The following is a 16,662-nucleotide window of genomic DNA, read 5'->3' as shown; positions in this document are numbered from 1 at the left end:
GCTGCGCGGATACCCGGCTCGGTCACCTTCACGCTGATCACTGCGGATTATTCGTTGATCGTCATTTCGCCCAGGATTTCGGCGAGCGGGGACGGGCGTAGTCCGAACGTCTGCTCGGTGAGGGCCGAGTCGAGGACGAACGGGCGCTGGAGTTGATACTGCACCTCGGGTAGCTCCCGGGCGATCGGTGAGACCAGACCGGCCGCCCGGAGCATCCAGCCCGGCATGCGGCGCACTTTCGCCGGGGGAGCACCGGCGATCAGGGCGAGCCGCTCCGCCAGGTGACGCGGAGTTATCGGCGGGTTGGTGGGAACATGCCACGCTCGGCCCCACGCGCGGTCGTCTTCGCTGACCGCGATGAGAGCACGGGCCGCGTCGGCGGTGCCGGTCCAGCTGTGCTCGGCATCCAGGTCTGCCGGAAACAAGGCAGTCTTTCCTTCAATAACCTTGGGCGCCACCATGATCCCGAAGTTCGATTGCGCTCCTCGGCCGAGGAAATCACTGGCCCGGACCTCGGTGACACGCGCCCGGCCCGCATCGTGTGCTGCCACGGCCTCCTGCCAGGCCTGGGCCCGCAGCTCACCCTTGACCGAATTGGGCGCCATCGGCAGGTCCTCGGTCATCGGCTTATCGGGGGCGCCGTACCCGTAGACGTTGCCGAGCATGACGTAGCCGGCACCGGTCGCTTCGGCGGTCCGCAGCAGTGCCCGGAACAGCGGTGGCAGATCGGTCCGCCAGCGGTTGTACGGCGGGGCGGCGCAGTTGAACAGCGTCAGGGCTCCGGAGGTGAGTTCGATCAGCCGCCCGGTGTCGGTGGCGTCCGCGGCGATACAGCGGATCTGTGAGTCCTCGGGGCCGCTTCCGCTGCGGGTGATCAGGCGGACTTCATGCCCGGCGTCGGCGAGCAGCTGCGAGGTGATCGTCCCGACACCTCCCGCGCCGACCACAACAGACAGTGTCATAACCCTCCTTCGATGTCGCTGAGATGTTCAGGTCGGCATGAGACGCCGCATGAGCGTCGCTTGTGACAGCTGGTGCGGGTGGTCACTGCATCGGATCAGGGCGGATACCCCTGTCACCATATATCGCTTGCGGCACGGTCCGAGTGCGCCGCACAATAGGCGTCCAGTGCCAGGACCTGCGGAAATCCGGAAGTATGTGGAGGCGTGCACACGCCGCCGTGCCCGACGACAAGTACCCCCGGCGAAACCGGGCGAATGGATGGTTCATGTTCGATGTGATCATTGCCGGCTGCGGGCCGACCGGTGCGATGCTGGCGGCCGAACTACGGCTGCACGATGTGCGGGTACTCGTGCTGGAGAAGGAAACCGAGCCCGCGTCGTCGATGGTCCGCGTAGTCAGTCTGCACATCCGCAGCCTCGAACTGATGGCGATGCGCGGACTGCTGGATCGCCTCCTCGAACGCGGGCGACAACGTCCGGTCGGCGGTATCTTCGCCGCCATCCCGGCACCTCCGCCGGAAGGCCTGGATTCCGCATACGCGTATCTGCTCGGCATCCCGCAGCCGGTCATCGACCAGCTGCTCGAAGACCATGCGATCGCATTGGGTGCACAGGTCCGGCGCGGTTGCGCGGTGGTCGGTGTCGATCAGGACGACGAGGGCGTATCCGTCGAACTGGCCGATGGGGAGCGGCTGCGTTCGCGGTATCTGGTCGGCTGTGACGGCGCGCGTAGTTCGGTGCGCAAACTGCTCGGCGTCGGCTTCCCCGGAGAGCCGTCGCGAAACGACACGCTCATGGGTGAGATGGAAGTGAGTGTGCCGCAGGAGCGGATCGCCGCCATGGTGGCCGACCTCGGCGCGACCGATAGGCGACTCAGTGTGCGGCCGTTCGAAGCAGGGGTCTACAGCGTCGTGGTGCCGGCCGTGGGAGTCGACGAAGCGCGCGCGGAACATCCCACCATCGAAGATTTCCGACAAGCATTGTGCGCCATCGCCGGAACCGATTTCGGTGTGCATTCCCCGCGCTGGTTGTCGCGCTTCGGCGATGCGACCCGGCTGGCCGAATGCTATCGAGTCGGCAGGGTGCTGCTGGCAGGCGATGCGGCCCATATTCATCCGCCCATCGGCGGCCAAGGCCTCAATCTCGGGATCCAGGACGCGGTCAATCTCGGTTGGAAACTGGCCGGACAGATCCACGGCCGGGCGCCGCAGACGTTGCTGGACAGCTACCAAGCCGAACGTCGTCCGGTCGCCGAAGCAGTCCTGGACAACACCCGCGCCCAGACGCAACTGCTGTCCACCGAACCTGGCCCGCGGGCCGTGCGTAGGCTGCTCACCGAACTCATGGTCTTCGAGCAGGTGAACCGCTATCTGATCGAGAAGATCACCGCAATCGATATCCGTTACGACTTCGGTGAGGGACCCGATCTGCTCGGCCGGCGCATGCACGATATCGACCTGAAACAGGGCCGGCTATACGACCGGTTGCGTAAGGGCCGCGGCCTGGTACTCGACCGCACCGGACGCCTGACCGTCGAAGGGTGGTCGGACCGAGTCGATCTCATAGCGGATCCCACTGTGGCACTGGATGTTCCGGCCGTGCTGCTCCGTCCCGACGGTCACGTCGCCTGGATCGGCGAACGTCAACAGGGCCTGAACGGCCACCTCGCCCGCTGGTTCGGCAACCACGCTACCTGATCTCACCCGAGTGGGCGGAATGAGCGGCGCTACCGGTGCCGCGCCGTAGTTGTCGGGTGGAGCAGGGCGTCGAGGTCGGTCGGTATCGGCATGACCTGCCGCAAACCGGCGTCGGCTCGGCCGGTGTTGCCCGCCGGGGAGTGGCCGGACAGGGAACCCGGTGCGGCGACCACGATCCGGACTATCTGGCCGAGGGCTTCGCGACGGTCGCGTTGGCGCACCGCGAGGGCGAACATGGCGACGTGGTTACGGGTGTGCAGCCACGGGTCGGGCTGGGACAGTATGTGTGCGCGCTCGAGGTGCGACCACCGTTCCTCTGTCGCGATGGCGGTCTTCGCAGCCCGCATCTCTTGGTGGTAGCGGGTACGGGCGGGTGCGGGGATACGTGACATCAGCGGTCCTTCCCGGTGGTGCAGCAGTCGTCACCGCAGTCGGCGGGCGCGGTGTCGAGGCTGATCGGTGGTGCCGGGCAGCAGGTGTCGCCCTTCCAGGCGTTGAGGCCCTCCTTGACCGCGATCACCGCGATCACCAGGGCTGCGATCGGATCAGCCCACGCCAAGCCGAACAGGCTGTTGAGCAGCAATCCGACCAGTAGCACCGCCGAAAGGTATGTGCACAGCAGGGTCTGCTTGGAATCGGCCACTGCCGAAACAGATCCGAGTTCGCGCCCGGCCCGGCGCTGCGCGGCCGACAGGACCGGCATGATGACCAGGCTGGCGGCGGCCAGGGCGATGCCGACGGTGGAGTGCTCGGCTTCGCCGACGCCGAGCAGCGCCCGGATCGAGTCGACGGTGACATAGGCGGCGAGGGCGAAGAAGGAGAACGCGATGATCCGCAGCGCGATCTTTTCCCGCTTCTGCGGATCGCGCCCGGCGAATTGCCAGGCGACCGCGGCGGCGGAGGACACCTCGATCACCGAATCCAGGCCGAACCCGATCAATGCGGTGGACGACACCCGCGTGCCCTCGGCGAGGGCGATCATCGCCTCGATCACGTTGTAGGTGATGGTGGCGGCGACAAACCATTGAATCCGGCGCGCCAGCAATGCCTTACGGGCGGGGTCCGGCCCGGTCCGGACTGCGGAAGGCCGCCCCTGGGGCACGCCGATCGAGGTCATCAGCAGCACCCCTCGGTGTCGGAGTCCGGGCAGCAAGCCGGGTCGACCGCGAGGACCAGCCCCAGCAAATCGCCAAGGGCGGCGGCGATCCGGACGTCGGCGAGCTCGTAGCGGGAACGCCGACCCTCCGGGACCGCGACGACCAGGCCGCATCCGCGCAGACAGGCCAGGTGGTTGGACAGAATCTGGCGTGTGACGCCGATCTTGTCGGCCAGCTCCGCCGGATAGGCCGGACCATCGCGGAGTTCGAGTAGGACGCGGGTGCGGGTGGTGTCGGACAGGGCGTGTCCGAAACGGGACAGCGCGTCGGTGTGCAGGACGGTCTCCATGGCTCCGATAGTACAGCCATATCTGTATTCAGTTAATAGTGGATTGTTGGAATGAACGCTCTACTGGCAAGAGGACCTGTACAAAGTCGTGGTCGATGTTCGACGAGGCGTTGTGCGGAGGAGCGGGTGCCCGACTGCCCGGTGCGTCCATGCCCATTGCGACGGGGCATGGACGCGACGACCCACATCGGAACTAACCGAGCGGCACCACGGCATGATCGTCTCTGGGGATCGCCGATGACGTGGCCGCCGAGGTGAGGATGTAGTCGTCGGTATCGACGGCGGCCAGTTGCCGGACGTACTGGGTGCCGAAACCGGGGAACATGGTGGCGTTGAAACCGTCCTCGGTCAGATACCAGCTGCGGCATCCGGAGTTCCACGTGGTGGCGGACAGTCGCTTCTGGAGGCGCGCATTGTGGCGGTCCTGTGTATCGCGGCGCACTTCGAGCGTGCGCAGGTTCTGCTGCACAATCATGCCGATGGCGTCGGTCAGATAGTTGATCTGCGCCTCCATGTACACCAGCGCCGAATTGTGGCCTGGCCCCGAGTTGGGACCGAAGGTGAGGAACAGATTCGGATACCCGGCGACCGCGACACTCTTGTACGCGTAAGCGCCGTTACTCCATTCCTCGTCGAGCACCCGCCCGTCGCGCCCGGTGACCGGGATGGGACTGCCGGCTTTGGACACATCGAAACCAGTGGCGAAGACGATGCAGTCGAAGCGATGCTCGATGCCCTCGGCGGTACGGATACCGTGCTCGCTGATGCGGGCAATCGGCCAGGTCACCAGGGTGCAGTTCGCGCGCTGTAACGCCGGGTAGAAATCGCTGGTCATCAGCAGACGTTTGCATCCGGCCCGGAAGTCCGGCGTCAGCTGGCGGCGTAGCCATGGGTCCCGCACCTGGGTGCGCAGATGCAGCTTGGCCACCGATTCCACGACCCGCGTCAGCGGCGTGTTCCAGACAACCCCGAGCGCTACCGATTCATGCCCCCAGAACCACCCCTGGCGGGCAAGCGATTCGGTCACCGGCAGTCGACGGTAGAGCTGTTTGGTGAGCTCGTTCGTCGAACGGTTCACCCGCGGCAACACCCAGCCTGGCGTCCGCTGAAAAACCTTTACCGTCTCGGCCCGGTGTACGAGTTCGGGAACGATCTGCACGGCACTGGCCCCGGTGCCAACCACGGCGACCCGCTTACCGGTGAAGTCGTAGTCGTGATCCCAGCGGGCACTGTGGATCTTGTGTCCCTGGTAGTCCTCGATCCCCGGAATTGCGGGGAAGCTCGCATTGGACAACGGGCCGGACGCGATGACGATGGTGCGCGCTCGGACCGTGCGCCGCCGACCCGAGAAGGTGATATTCCACAGGGCGCTCGTCTCGTCGAATGTCACCCCGGTGACGGTGTGCCCGAACCTGATCCGGGGCCGCAGGCCGAACTCGTCGACCATCGACTCGATGTAGTCGAGGATCTCGGGACTTCCGGAGTAGGTGTGCGACCAGTACGGGTTGGGCGCGAAGCTGTAGGAGTACAACCGCGACGGAATATCACAGGCCGCGCCGGGATAGGTGTTGTCGCGCCAGGTACCGCCGACTTTCGTGTCGCGTTCGAAGATCGCGAAGTCGGTGATGCCCTTCTGGCGCAGACGGATCGCGGTGCCGATACCCGCGAAGCCGGCGCCGATGATCGCCACATCCAGTGGCGTGGTGGCGCTCATGCGACCGGCTCGTAGGTGAGTTCCTTGGACCACGTCGGCTGTGGTCCGAGGAGACGATCGGGAATGCGTGCGGTCACTTTGACCAGGGCATCGGCCACCAGATGGTAGGGGTGGTCCCGGTTGATCACCCAGTCGCTGTGCATCTTGACGATCCGGTACATGGGGACGCGGTTGGCGATCGGAGTGCGTTCACCGACGGCCTTGAATCGCCGCATGGCCGCATACAGGCGTTCCTCGTCCACACCCATCTCGACGATATTGTCACGCATCTTGTTCAATAGCGGCACATAGCTGAGCAGCCCGATGAGCAGCGACGGCTTGATCCAGCCGCCGACCAGGTCGATGAGCAGTGTGCGCGCGGTGGAGTGGCCGAGCAGCTCCATGACAGCGTAATCGGTAGCCAGATGCCGGGATTCGTCGGCATTGATCTTCTTGAACACCTCCTGCGCGACCGGGTCGTCGATTTCGTCGGTGACGAACTTGATCAGCGCGCCATCGAGGGCGACCTCCAGCATCGGGATGACTGTGCCGAGAAACGACAGAGACATGCCGTCGGCGTGCTTGTCGAGGAAGTCGATCACCAACTTGACGTTGATATTCGGCTCGGGGATCTCGTCGCCGTCGAGCATGCCCCACCGGCGCATCAGCGCCAGCTCCGCGTTGGCGTGCCGCTGCTCCTCGGCGTGGAAGTAGCGGTAGATCTCCCGCAGTGTCTCCGTTGGTGCCTTTTTCGCCATGGCGGCGAACCCGCGGGCACCGACGTTCTCGATCCACATCAGATCGGCCATGAACGGCTCGAGCTTGGCGTGCAGTTCGGGGTCGATGAGTTCGGCGCCAGGGGCCTCCCAGTCGATATCGGCCAGCGCCCATTGCCGGGACTTGATCTTGGCCAGCATATCGTCGAAGTTGAAAGCCATCTCAGACTCCAGTCTTTTCGGTGTCGGTGGTCGCGGTGGCGCCGGAGGGCGAATCCTGCTGCGGGAGCAGGCGAGTGAGTGCGCCGAGACCGCGGGTGTAGAGGGTGGGAAACTGTCGCTTGAGCAGCCAGATCAGCTGCGCGTCCAGTTGGGGCAGTACATAAAGCCGCCCGCGGTCGTGCGCGTCGAGGGTCATCCTGGCGACGTGTTCGGGTGAGAAACCCGTCCAGCGCATGAGAGATTCGGCCAGAGCCATCGACGCGGCGCTGATGTGACCGTCGCGCGCCACGTTCGTCTTGACGAAGGTCGGGCACAACACGGTGACCGCGACATCGCTGCCCGACATCTCGGCGGCCAACGTTTCCGACAGCGACATGACCGCCGCCTTGGAGACGTTGTAGGCGGCCATGGTCGGCGCGGCGGCAAAACCCGCCGCCGAGGCGACATTGATGATGCCGCCACGCCCTGCCGCCCGCAGTTGCGGTGCGAACAACTCACAGCCGTGCACCACACCCCACAGGTTGATGGCCAGCGCCCACTGCCAGTCGTCGAGACCGATCTCGCCCACCGGACTACCGCCGATTCCGACGCCGGCGTTGTTGATCACCAGCGTCGGCGGTCCCTGGAACAGCAGTTCGGAATGCAGCGCAAGGCTTTCCATATCGGCGCGATCGGAGACATCGCAGAAGATCGCATGCGCAGTCCCGCCGTGGATACGTTCGATCAACCGCACCGTCTGATCAGCGCGTTCCTTATCGATGTCGGCACACACCACCTGGCCGCCGCGTGCGGCGAGTTCGAGGGCGAAGGCCCGCCCTATACCGCTCCCAGCTCCGGTGACCACGGCTTTCGTGCCATGAGTGCGGCGACTTCCGCCGCCGAGCAGATCACTCCATCCCCACATGATCAGCTCACTCGCTCCCGGGTCGAGGCCGCGGATCCGGCCAGCGAGTCGGTGACGAAATGTGCAGCCCGGTGCAGCGCGGGCGCGGCCTCGGGCACTATCAACGGCAGCGCCTGGAAGACATGGATCTGCCCTGGCCACAACTCGAGCTCACAGGGCACACCGGCGGCCACCGCCATATCCCGTAGCCGTATCGCGTCACCGACCAGCATTTCCGCGTCACTGGCCTGCACGAACAGCGGCGGTAGCGCCGTGCCGGGCGGGATCGTCAACTGCAATCGCGGCGAATCGGCCGCCGACTCCGCGATATACAGTTCGGCCGCCCTCCGGCCCACCCGAGCCGATGCCATGGCTTCGGTGCCGCGGCGCTGGTGGTGCTCGGCGAGCTGGAACGACAGGTCGATGAGCGGCGAGAACAGTACGGCTCCGGCCGGTTGGGCAATGCTGGTTCGGGCATTCTCGAGCAGCAGGTCCATCGTCAGATGTCCACCCGCGGAGTCGCCCGCGATGACCACGTCCGCTGCCCGGTAACCGTTTCCGAGCAACCAGCGGTATCCGGCGGCGACATCGTCGGCGGCTGCGGGGAAGAGATGCTCCGGTGCGAGCCGGTAGTCGATGACGAACACCGGCAGTCCTGTCTCATGCGACAACCGCGCCGCCAGTCCTCGATGTGTGCGCGCGGAGCAGATCACATAGCCGCTGCCGTGCACGAAGTAGATCGCCCGGTCACCGAACTCGACTCCTGCGGCGCAGACCCACTCACCCCGCACCTGCCCGGAACGTACCTGCGTCACCTGTGTGCCCGGCGGCGTGGGCCCGCCGACGGCCATGATCGCGGCAACCAACCCGCGTGCCGCGTGGATTCCCCATCGGTTGTGCGGCAGAGCGCAGTTGATCGGGCGTATGAGGTAGCGCCCTGACACCAGCGCCAGCCGCGACCGCAGTGTAGGTGCTGTCGGTACTGCTGTCGCCAACTGTGAGGTCGCCGTTGACCTTGTTGTTGCCATGCAGTGAGTGTCACTGTCTTATGTGCCAGTTGTCAATGGCACATTTATTGACCGTAATTACGCTTTGGAGGGCGCGGAGCCGGTGTTGCGCAGGTGGAGGACTATCCGGTCGTGGACGGCAGCGGCGGGGGAGAAGGCGCTGCGGGTTCGGGGAAGTAGTCCGGTCGAGGTCCTGGCAGTCGCGGTGCGCGGCGACGCGGCCCGCCCAGGCGATGGAACACCAACCGGCGCCCACAGTTCGTGGGAATACACAAAATTCGCGAAACCCCGAGACGCGTACGACCCGAGACTGCATTGTCATGGGTCTGGCAATCGTTCACCGCGAGGAGTATCCATGACGCCCCGACACGACCTCGCACGTGAACTCGACGGGCCGCTGCCCCCGCTCGACCTGTTGACCGACGCCGAAACCCGGGACCTGCTGATGCTGTTCCGGGAGGCCAAGTCTCGTGAGGTCGTCGCACTGAGCCGGTCGATCGATACGACGCTCAGCGCGCTGCCGCGTCCGCTGCGTGCCATCACCAGAAAGATCATGTTCGGGGACATCTAGGACGATGTCTGAGACCGACCTTGTCACCCGTACCCAACTCGTGGTCCTGGCCCGCACATTGCAGGTGCCGCCACAGCATCTGGCGCCGTTGGCTCGGCTCGGCGCAGACCAGCTGCATCACCTACAGGACCGAATGATGCGGGTCCTGTTCGACCAGCACACCGAAACCTTCCGCCGTGCCAGTTTGCTCGTCCCGATCGTGCCGTTGAGCATCGGAATCCCGCTGGTACAGCGGCTGGTGCCGCCTATGGTTGCCGGTCGCCTGGCCGGCGCGATCGGCGTCGACCACCTGAAGAAGGCGGCCGAAGCGGTGTCCATGCTCGACGCCACCTACGCTGCCGACTGCGCTCCCTACCTGGATCCACGGGTGTTCGCCGAGCTCGTCGATGTCGCGCCACCGGGCCCGGCAATGAGTATCCTCAACGAAATTCTGCGCCGCGGTGACTATGTGACCGCCGCGGGCTTCCTGGCCGCGGCAACTCCACCGATGGTCTCGGCGGTAGAGGAGCTGGTGGACGACGACGCGGGGTTGATCTTCACCGCTGCCTTCGCGTACTCCGCGGACACCCTCAGCGCGATCGTCCGTCAACTGCTCGCCGGTCCCCGACAGCGGGTGCCACGGATGATGCAGACGGTCCTGGCCGGCCCGCCGGCGTTGCAGCACGCGATGCTTGCAGTGTTCTGTCGCTGGGAGCCCGACGTCGTCGAGAACGTCGGCGACATCTTTTTCGGGCACGGCTCCGCGCCCGCGGTCGGCAGGTTCATTCGCACGGCTCTGTCCGGGCGGGCCGTGCCGGAGCTGCTGACGATCTTCGGGCGCCTCACACCGTTCGCGCACTGGGCCTTGGCCGGGAATCCGGTATTCGCCGACGCCGCTGTGCTCGCCACTGTGGTCCGGGCTCTGGACCGGCGCCACGACCCGCACAGCTGGCGGGGCCTGTTCGCGCTGTCCACCCGGCTGAATGAACCCTCGCGACGCTACATTGCCGGGTTGTTGGCAGGGCTGTCCGAGGAGACGGTCGCGTCGCTACCGGCCAGCGCCACCGACGCACACTGCTGGCCCGCACTACTGAAATTGATCGCCGAATCCTCCACCGAGCAGCAGGACCGGATCGGCGCGATCTGGGCACAACTGCCGCCCGAGCGTCGCGGCGGATTGCACCGCCACATTCACGAGCATCGGTACGACACCCGCCTGGCGCGGATCACCGAGGTGCTCGACCCGGTCTCGCTCGAGGAGGTCTTCTACCACCGTCGACGTAAGGTCCGCCACCGCGGCTGGTGAACCCCGACAAGCGCGATCTGGCGGGGCGTCTTCACCAATTTCGGGGTGGGTGTGTTATAGGTTCTTCGCATGAAACCGATATCCATGGTTGTCGGTGGGATATTCGCGGCAGGTATCGCCGCAAGTGTAATCGAACCAGGGGTCGCGGCCGCCGTACCGGCGAACGATCCATGGCCGGACGTGACATCGGAATCGGAGGTCTCGCTCCGTGGCACGGACTGGGCGCTATACCGGATCGAACCCGCGAGCGGTGCGGGTCGGGAGATCGCGGCGAAGACGATATTGCGGATTGATCCCGAAGGTGCCGCCGGGGTGAGCGGATTCCATCTCGATTGCGAGTGGGATGAAGGGAGTGCGATCGTTGCAATCGAACAGACTGCCGCACAACGGATTCTGATGTTCTCGGACCGGCGGTGGGAGTGGGCGCACGGCGACTCCGATGGTGCGGGGCTGCCGTATCGGGATCACTCCGAGCTGTGGGCGTTGATGCAAGGCGCGGCCCGAGCCGATGTCGACCGGGACGTGCTGACATTGACCGATCTCGACACCGGTGCCGTTCTTCGATTCCGCGGCGCGCGGTAGTCGGCAACCCTATTCGAACAGAACGCGAGGGCGAGATGTCTGACGTGTCATGGTTGTGGCGCGGCAACACCGGAGCGCGGCAACACGCGGTACGAGGAGGTCTTGCCGATCAATAACCCCTGTTGTCCACCTCACATCGGGATCTGCTATCTATAGTTGCTGATCTCGATGCTGTATCCGATTTTCTCGATGTGTGAACTTCCCCAGTTGACGGAAGGATCGATCGTGCGGAGCCGAGTACTCAAGTTCGCTGCGGTATTGACCGGACCCATGATGATGGCCGGGGGTGGGGTGCTCGCCGCGCCCGCCGTCTCGGCCGATCCCGCGCCGGTGGCCGCAGCCGATTTCTATGTGCCTCCTGCTCCGCTGCCGGGTGGGGCGGGCACGATCGTCCGGGCCGAACACGCGAACCTTGCCGTGTCGGTCCCGGGAGGGGCCGGCCCGATTCCGGCGAACGCAACGCGAATCATGCATGTGAGCTCGGATACCCACGGCAACCCCGCAGCTGCGGTGGCGACCTACCTCGAGCCGTCCCAGCCGTGGACCGGTCCTGGTGAGCGGCCGCTGATCGCCTACGCCGGCGGGTCGAAGGGGCAGGGCGACCAGTGCGCAACATCGAAGGGGCTGTCGAATCTAGTTCAGTTCCAAGCACCTTTCGACGCGAGCGTCGAGTACGACGTCCTCGCCATCTACTCTCTGCTCGGACGAGGGATGGCGGTCGTCGTCACCGATTACCTCGGCTTGGGCACCCCGGCGGTGCACGACTTCCTCAACCGGAAGTCGCAGGCCCACACGCTGCTGGATGCCGCACGCGCGGCCCTGCGTTTGCCCGGAACCAGCCTGCACGGCGGCTCGCCGGTCGTGCTCTACGGATATTCCCAAGGTGGCATGGCGTCGGCGGCCGCCGCCGAGCTGCAGCGCAGCTATGCCCCCGAGCTGAACGTGAAGGGTGCCTATGTCGGCGGCGCGGTGGTCGATGACGTGTCGGTGATCGCGCACAACGACGGGCGGCCGGCCTTCGCCCCCGCGTTCGCCTGGATTCTCAACGGAATCGCCGCCGACTACCCCGATACTCGACCGGTACTCGACGCCGAACTGAACGAGACCGGTAAGTCGATTCTTCGGGATTCATCGGTCAAATGCGCCGTAGCCTTCGGTATTGCTCAGAATCACCCACACACGTCCCAGTGGACGACGAGCGGTCAACCGCTCACCGCGGTGATCGATCGTTCGCCGGCGCTCCGAGCAGCGTTCGCCGAACAGCGCGTCGGGGGAATGAGTCCATCGGTGCCGGTGCGTATTTCGCAGGCGGTCAACGACGAAGGAGCGCCGTTCGGGCCGGTTCGCGCGACGGCGGCCGACTGGTGCGGCAAGGGCGCCATCGTGGAGCTGAACGCGGATCCGGCGACGTCGCCGTTGTCGGGGATCGCCGGGACCCACGTGCTGTCGTTCTTCCCCGCCTTGAGCTCGTCGCATCAGTGGGTCATCGACCGGCTGGCGGGTGCTCCCGCGCCGAACAACTGCGGGAATCTGCCCTGACCCATCGCCCGAGCGGGGGCGCTGTTCTTGATGGCCATGTTCACGATGGGTAAGTCGTTTGTCTCCTGCTAGAAAGATCTTCACGAACACAGGGGTCAGTGACCCGAAGCGGTATCTGTGGTTGCTCGGGCTGATCGCCCCCGGGTGTGCTGTCCTTCCGGTCGTGCTCGTGACCCTGACGGGCCTGCGGTTGTTCTGGTGGCTGGGCCCGATCATCGTGCTCGTGGTGATTCCGCTGCTGGATGTGATGGTGGGAGACGATGGGAGCAATCCGCGGGACGACGACTACGATGCGCTGTCGAGTGATCGCTACTACCGATGGTGCACCTACCTGTTCCTGCCCATCCAATTCTGCGGGCTGTTCATCGCCGGGTATCTGTGGTCGAGTGCGCAACTCGGTGTCATCGACAAGCTCGGCCTCGCCTGCACACTGGGGCTGGTGTCGGGTATCGGGATCAATGCCGCCCACGAACTCGGCCATCGGGCCGAGCATCTCGAGCGATGGCTGGCGAAAATCGCACTGGCCCAGTCCGGATACGGGCACTTCTTTGTCGAGCACAATCGCGGACACCATGTGCGCGTGGCGACGCCGCAGGACCCAGCCAGTGCACGATTCGGCGAGTCGCTATGGGAATTTCTGCCGCGCAGCATGATCGGCGGATTCCGATCGGCGCTCGCCCTGGAAGGGGAACGTCTGTCCCGCAAGGGAAAACGTTGGTTCAGCCCGGGAAATCACCTGGTGCAGGCGTGGCTGATGAGCGTTATTTTGTTCGCGACCTTGGTCCTGCTCTACGGTCCGCAGATCGTTCCGTTTCTGATATTGCAGGCGGTGATCGGTGCCGGATTGCTGGAGACGGTGAACTACGTCGAACATTACGGTCTGCTGCGCGCACGCCGCGAGGACGGCCGCTATGTTCGATGCTCGCCGCGCGACAGCTGGAACAGCGACCGCCTCGTCACCAATATCTTCCTGTTCCATCTGCAACGGCACAGCGACCATCATGCGAATCCGGGACGCCGATACCAGACCTTGCGCAGCTCTGATCAGGCGCCGCAATTGCCGGCCGGATACGCGAGCATGATCATTCTGGCAGCGGTGCCGCCCGTGTGGCGGGCGGTCATGGACCATCGGGTTCTGGCTCATTACGGCGGTGACCTCCGCCTCGTCAATACGAAGCATCCGGTGCGGACGGCCGCCAACCCGTCGCCGACCATCAGCCCGGTCTGCCGGTCCACGACGCAGCGACCGAACCGCGGTCTGCGCCGACCGGCAGCCTGAAGGAATGCTGAGCAGTGGGGCATCGGGAGTGTCGTGCCAGGTGCACCGACACTGTCGGATGCGGTGCTAGTTCCCGGGCAGCTCGAAGTCGGCCTTGAGGCGGGGACCGGGTGGCAGCCCGCGCAGGACGGCACTCGTCCATGCGACCGCAGGCGGCCAGCCAGCACCGGCGTTCACGATGTGTTCGGGCAGCGGCATGGTGTAGAACCGCAGATCGGCGCCACGGCGCCAATAGTCATCGACCACAGGGAGAACGGCGGCGGGCGGGATCAGTTCGTCCCAGATGCCGTGCCACCAGAAGACCGGGGTGTCCGGGATATGTTTGCCGAGGCTTTGTGAGGCGAGGACGGCCTGGACTTCGGGGGACGTCTCGAGAGATTTCCCGGGCTGGAAGTAGTCGCTGATCGGGCGATACATGCCGGTCAATGCCACCGTGTAGACGCAGCGGCTCTGGAATTCCTGCAGAATGCGCTGACCGTCTTCGGTCAGCAGTTCCTCGGCATCGAACGCGTCGGGAAACTCCCGGGACAGGGCGGCGAATCCCAGCCACATGGTGAAGTTGCTGATTCCCGTGAGCCCCGGCTGCTGTTCGACGGCGTAACGCGCCTGCGCCATCAGATCGGCGGGCATGCCTCCGACCGCGGTGCCGAGCAGCCGGACACCGGGTGCATAGGTTTCGCGGAGCTCTGCCGCGCGCAGCGAGCCCGAACCGCCACCGGAATACCCGTACAGCGCGATTCCGGAATCGGTAAGACCCAGTGTCGGTTCGTTTTTCATCGCCCGGAGGGCGTCCAACACCATCTTGCCCTCATCGTAGGTGTTGAAGGTGTTGAACTTTCCGTCGAAGTCGGGCACGTTGATCGCGAACCCCTGCGCCAGCCAGAATTGCGCCAGCGCAGCCTCCTTCATCGTCCCGGTTTGCAAGGTGTAGGACGGGTTGCAGGCGGAGTCGGTGGCATCGATCGCCTCCTGGAACGACATCACCGGGCGGGGGCTGCCGTGCCACGGGATCCCGGGGGTGATCACCGAGGTGGCCGTGGCGATGGGGTTGTCGTGGACGTCATTGCTTCGGTAGAGCAGCTGTCGGGTATCGACCGGGAAGGGAATGCCGAGTAGTCGGGTCTGTACGGTTCGGGACCGGATGATCTCGCCGGGCGCGTAGTCCGCGAGGTTCGGCGGATCGTTGTACCAGGGGTCCTCGGCGGGTACCGGAATCGGCAGCATGTCGTAGAGCTGCGGCTCGGTGGGCAGCGACGGCAACTGGTTCTGATCCGGCGGAAACGGCGGAAGCGGATCCGCGGCGCCTGCCCCGGCGGCCGTGACGCACAACGCCGCCAACGATACGGCGGTGAACCGAACCACCCTGGAATCTTCGAACATCTACCCTCGTTTCGGCCGGCCGATCGCGCCGCTGCGATCACGCGGGTGCCCAGTAGATAACGCGACCATCCCCGTCCGGTATCCGAAATCCGACGAACTCCCGTTCATCAGTTTGGTCACTTGCACAAACGGTCGATACCGGATCCGCCGAAATCGCGTTGCGGTCGATGAGTGCCTCGGCAGCCGGAATTCCCCTACGCTCACCTCATGCGCGCCGTCACGTGTCATGAATCGCAGCTGGAGGTCGCCGAGGTACCCGATCCGGTGCCCGGACCGGGGCAGGTACTGCTGGACGTCGAGCGGTGCGGGATCTGCGGTTCGGACCTGCATGCCAGGGTCCATGCCGACCTGACCGCCGACGACGTCGCGGCGGTCGGCTACCACGACTTCATGCGCAGCAGCCACACCGTGGTGTTGGGCCACGAGTTCTGCGGCACGGTCGCCCGATATGGGCCGGGCTGTCGCGAGAAATGGCCGCTCGGCACCCGAGTGGTCGCACTGCCGATCATCAGGCGCGACGGCGAGATCCAGCTGACCGGCCTCTCGGAGAAGGCGTCCGGCGGCTACGCACAGCAGGTGCTCGCGACCGAGTCGATGTCGATGCGGGTGCCCGACGGCGTCGAGGCCGACGCCGCCGTGCTGACCGAACCACTCGCGGTCGCATTGCATGCCGTGCGACGAGGTGAGGTCGGCGCGAAGGATACAGCGGTGGTGATCGGCTGCGGACCGATCGGACTCGGGGTGATCGCGATGCTGAAGGCGACCGGCGTCCGCACCGTGATCGCCAGCGACTTCTCGGCCGGACGCCGTGCACTCGCCAAGGCCTGCGGTGCCGATATCGTGGTCGATCCTGCGACCGAGTCGCCCTGGTCGTCGTTCGCCCAGAGCAGCCGCTACCTCACCGAGTCGATCGGCCTGGCAGATCGCGGGATCACCGCGATGGACAAGCTGCGCCGCGTGCCGTATCTGCCGTGGTGGCATGTCCTGCGGGCCGCGGGGAAACTCGGCGCGACTCCACGAGGACCGGTCGTTTTCGAGTGCGTCGGCGTGCCAGGCATGATCGAGCAGATCGTCACCGCGGCACCACTGCTGACCCGCGTCGTTGTGGTCGGCGTCTGCATGACGCCCGACTCGTTCCGGCCATCGGTGGCGATCAACAAGGAGGTCGACCTACGGTTCGTCTTCGGCTACGACCCCGCCGAATTCCGGCAGACCCTGCACTGGATCGCCGACGGCAAGATCAATGTCGCGCCGTTCGTCACCGGCACGGTCGGGCTGGACGGCGTGGCCAATGCCTTCGACGCGCTCGGTGACCCCGAACGGCACGCGAAGATCCTCATCGACCCATCGAGTGACCGCACCCAACCGTGAGCGGGGTCCTCCCGCCGAGTCGCCGGCCG

Annotated in this window: 16 protein-coding genes; 7 read left to right on the top strand and 9 right to left on the bottom strand. The window is 65.5% G+C overall.

What is annotated here, in order from left to right; translation table 11 throughout:
- Positions 1–47: 47 nt before the first annotated feature.
- Entirely contained in the window at positions 48–962 is a 915-nt protein-coding gene (locus tag GV792_RS03240) for an NAD-dependent epimerase/dehydratase family protein (protein ID WP_163822047.1), read from the bottom strand.
- Between the two features lie 266 nt (positions 963–1,228).
- Between GV792_RS03240 and GV792_RS03235 the strand changes: the two genes are divergently transcribed.
- Positions 1,229–2,659: an FAD-dependent monooxygenase gene (locus GV792_RS03235; RefSeq protein ID WP_175583859.1), complete on the top strand. Its 1,431-nt coding sequence runs from the start codon at positions 1,229–1,231 to the stop codon at positions 2,657–2,659.
- Between the two features lie 29 nt (positions 2,660–2,688).
- Here GV792_RS03235 and GV792_RS03230 read toward each other — a convergent pair whose 3' ends face one another.
- The 7 genes from GV792_RS03230 to GV792_RS03200 form a co-directional block, all read right to left on the bottom strand.
- Positions 2,689–3,051: a DUF3703 domain-containing protein gene (locus GV792_RS03230; RefSeq protein ID WP_163822045.1), complete on the bottom strand. Its 363-nt coding sequence runs from the start codon at positions 3,049–3,051 to the stop codon at positions 2,689–2,691.
- Positions 3,051–3,776: a cation transporter gene (locus tag GV792_RS03225; RefSeq protein ID WP_163822044.1), complete on the bottom strand. Its 726-nt coding sequence runs from the start codon at positions 3,774–3,776 to the stop codon at positions 3,051–3,053. The genes GV792_RS03230 and GV792_RS03225 overlap by 1 nt, the downstream gene beginning before the upstream one ends.
- Positions 3,776–4,105, bottom strand: a complete 330-nt coding sequence (locus tag GV792_RS03220; RefSeq protein WP_163822043.1) for an ArsR/SmtB family transcription factor — start codon at positions 4,103–4,105, stop codon at positions 3,776–3,778. Before GV792_RS03220 ends, GV792_RS03225 begins: the two co-directional genes overlap by 1 nt.
- 193 nt (positions 4,106–4,298) lie before the next feature.
- Positions 4,299–5,819: a flavin-containing monooxygenase gene (locus tag GV792_RS03215; RefSeq protein ID WP_163822042.1), complete on the bottom strand. Its 1,521-nt coding sequence runs from the start codon at positions 5,817–5,819 to the stop codon at positions 4,299–4,301.
- Positions 5,816–6,736 (bottom strand): ferritin-like domain-containing protein, encoded by a 921-nt coding sequence (locus GV792_RS03210; protein ID WP_163822041.1) that lies wholly within the window; start codon positions 6,734–6,736, stop codon positions 5,816–5,818. The genes GV792_RS03215 and GV792_RS03210 overlap by 4 nt, the downstream gene beginning before the upstream one ends.
- A gap of 1 nt (position 6,737) precedes the next feature.
- Positions 6,738–7,640 carry an SDR family NAD(P)-dependent oxidoreductase gene (locus GV792_RS03205; protein WP_163822040.1) on the bottom strand — a complete coding sequence of 301 codons (903 nt, stop codon included), beginning with the start codon at positions 7,638–7,640 and terminating at the stop codon, positions 6,738–6,740.
- Positions 7,641–7,642: 2 nt separating this feature from the next.
- Positions 7,643–8,647, bottom strand: a complete 1,005-nt coding sequence (locus tag GV792_RS03200) for an alpha/beta hydrolase (protein WP_163822039.1) — start codon at positions 8,645–8,647, stop codon at positions 7,643–7,645.
- Positions 8,648–8,981: 334 nt separating this feature from the next.
- On the opposite strand from GV792_RS03200, the gene GV792_RS03195 reads away from it, so the two are divergent.
- The 5 genes from GV792_RS03195 to GV792_RS03175 all read left to right on the top strand — a co-directional run bounded on the left by GV792_RS03195 (position 8,982) and on the right by GV792_RS03175 (position 13,882).
- Entirely contained in the window at positions 8,982–9,197 is a 216-nt protein-coding gene (locus tag GV792_RS03195; RefSeq protein ID WP_163822038.1) for a hypothetical protein, read from the top strand.
- A gap of 4 nt (positions 9,198–9,201) precedes the next feature.
- Positions 9,202–10,482, top strand: a complete 1,281-nt coding sequence (locus GV792_RS03190; protein ID WP_163822037.1) for a hypothetical protein — start codon at positions 9,202–9,204, stop codon at positions 10,480–10,482.
- Positions 10,483–10,551: 69 nt separating this feature from the next.
- Positions 10,552–11,064: a hypothetical protein gene (locus GV792_RS03185; RefSeq protein ID WP_163822036.1), complete on the top strand. Its 513-nt coding sequence runs from the start codon at positions 10,552–10,554 to the stop codon at positions 11,062–11,064.
- Positions 11,065–11,289: 225 nt separating this feature from the next.
- Positions 11,290–12,603, top strand: coding sequence for a lipase family protein (locus tag GV792_RS03180; RefSeq protein WP_163822035.1), 1,314 nt, complete (start codon positions 11,290–11,292; stop codon positions 12,601–12,603).
- Positions 12,604–12,724: 121 nt separating this feature from the next.
- Positions 12,725–13,882 (top strand): alkane 1-monooxygenase, encoded by a 1,158-nt coding sequence (locus tag GV792_RS03175; protein WP_175583927.1) that lies wholly within the window; start codon positions 12,725–12,727, stop codon positions 13,880–13,882.
- Between the two features lie 66 nt (positions 13,883–13,948).
- Here the strand turns inward: GV792_RS03175 and GV792_RS03170 are convergent, their stop codons facing one another.
- Positions 13,949–15,262 carry a lipase family protein gene (locus tag GV792_RS03170; protein ID WP_163822033.1) on the bottom strand — a complete coding sequence of 438 codons (1,314 nt, stop codon included), beginning with the start codon at positions 15,260–15,262 and terminating at the stop codon, positions 13,949–13,951.
- 207 nt (positions 15,263–15,469) lie between these two features.
- Here GV792_RS03170 and GV792_RS03165 point away from each other — a divergent pair, with 207 nt between their 5' ends.
- Entirely contained in the window at positions 15,470–16,633 is a 1,164-nt protein-coding gene (locus GV792_RS03165; protein WP_163822032.1) for a zinc-binding dehydrogenase, read from the top strand.
- The last annotated feature ends 29 nt before the right edge of the window (positions 16,634–16,662 follow it).

Source organism: Nocardia cyriacigeorgica (assembly GCF_010868145.1).
Taxonomy (GTDB): domain Bacteria; phylum Actinomycetota; class Actinomycetes; order Mycobacteriales; family Mycobacteriaceae; genus Nocardia; species Nocardia cyriacigeorgica_D.
The sequence above is the reverse complement of the archived record's forward strand: the minus strand, read 5'-3'. Positions and strand labels throughout refer to the sequence as shown.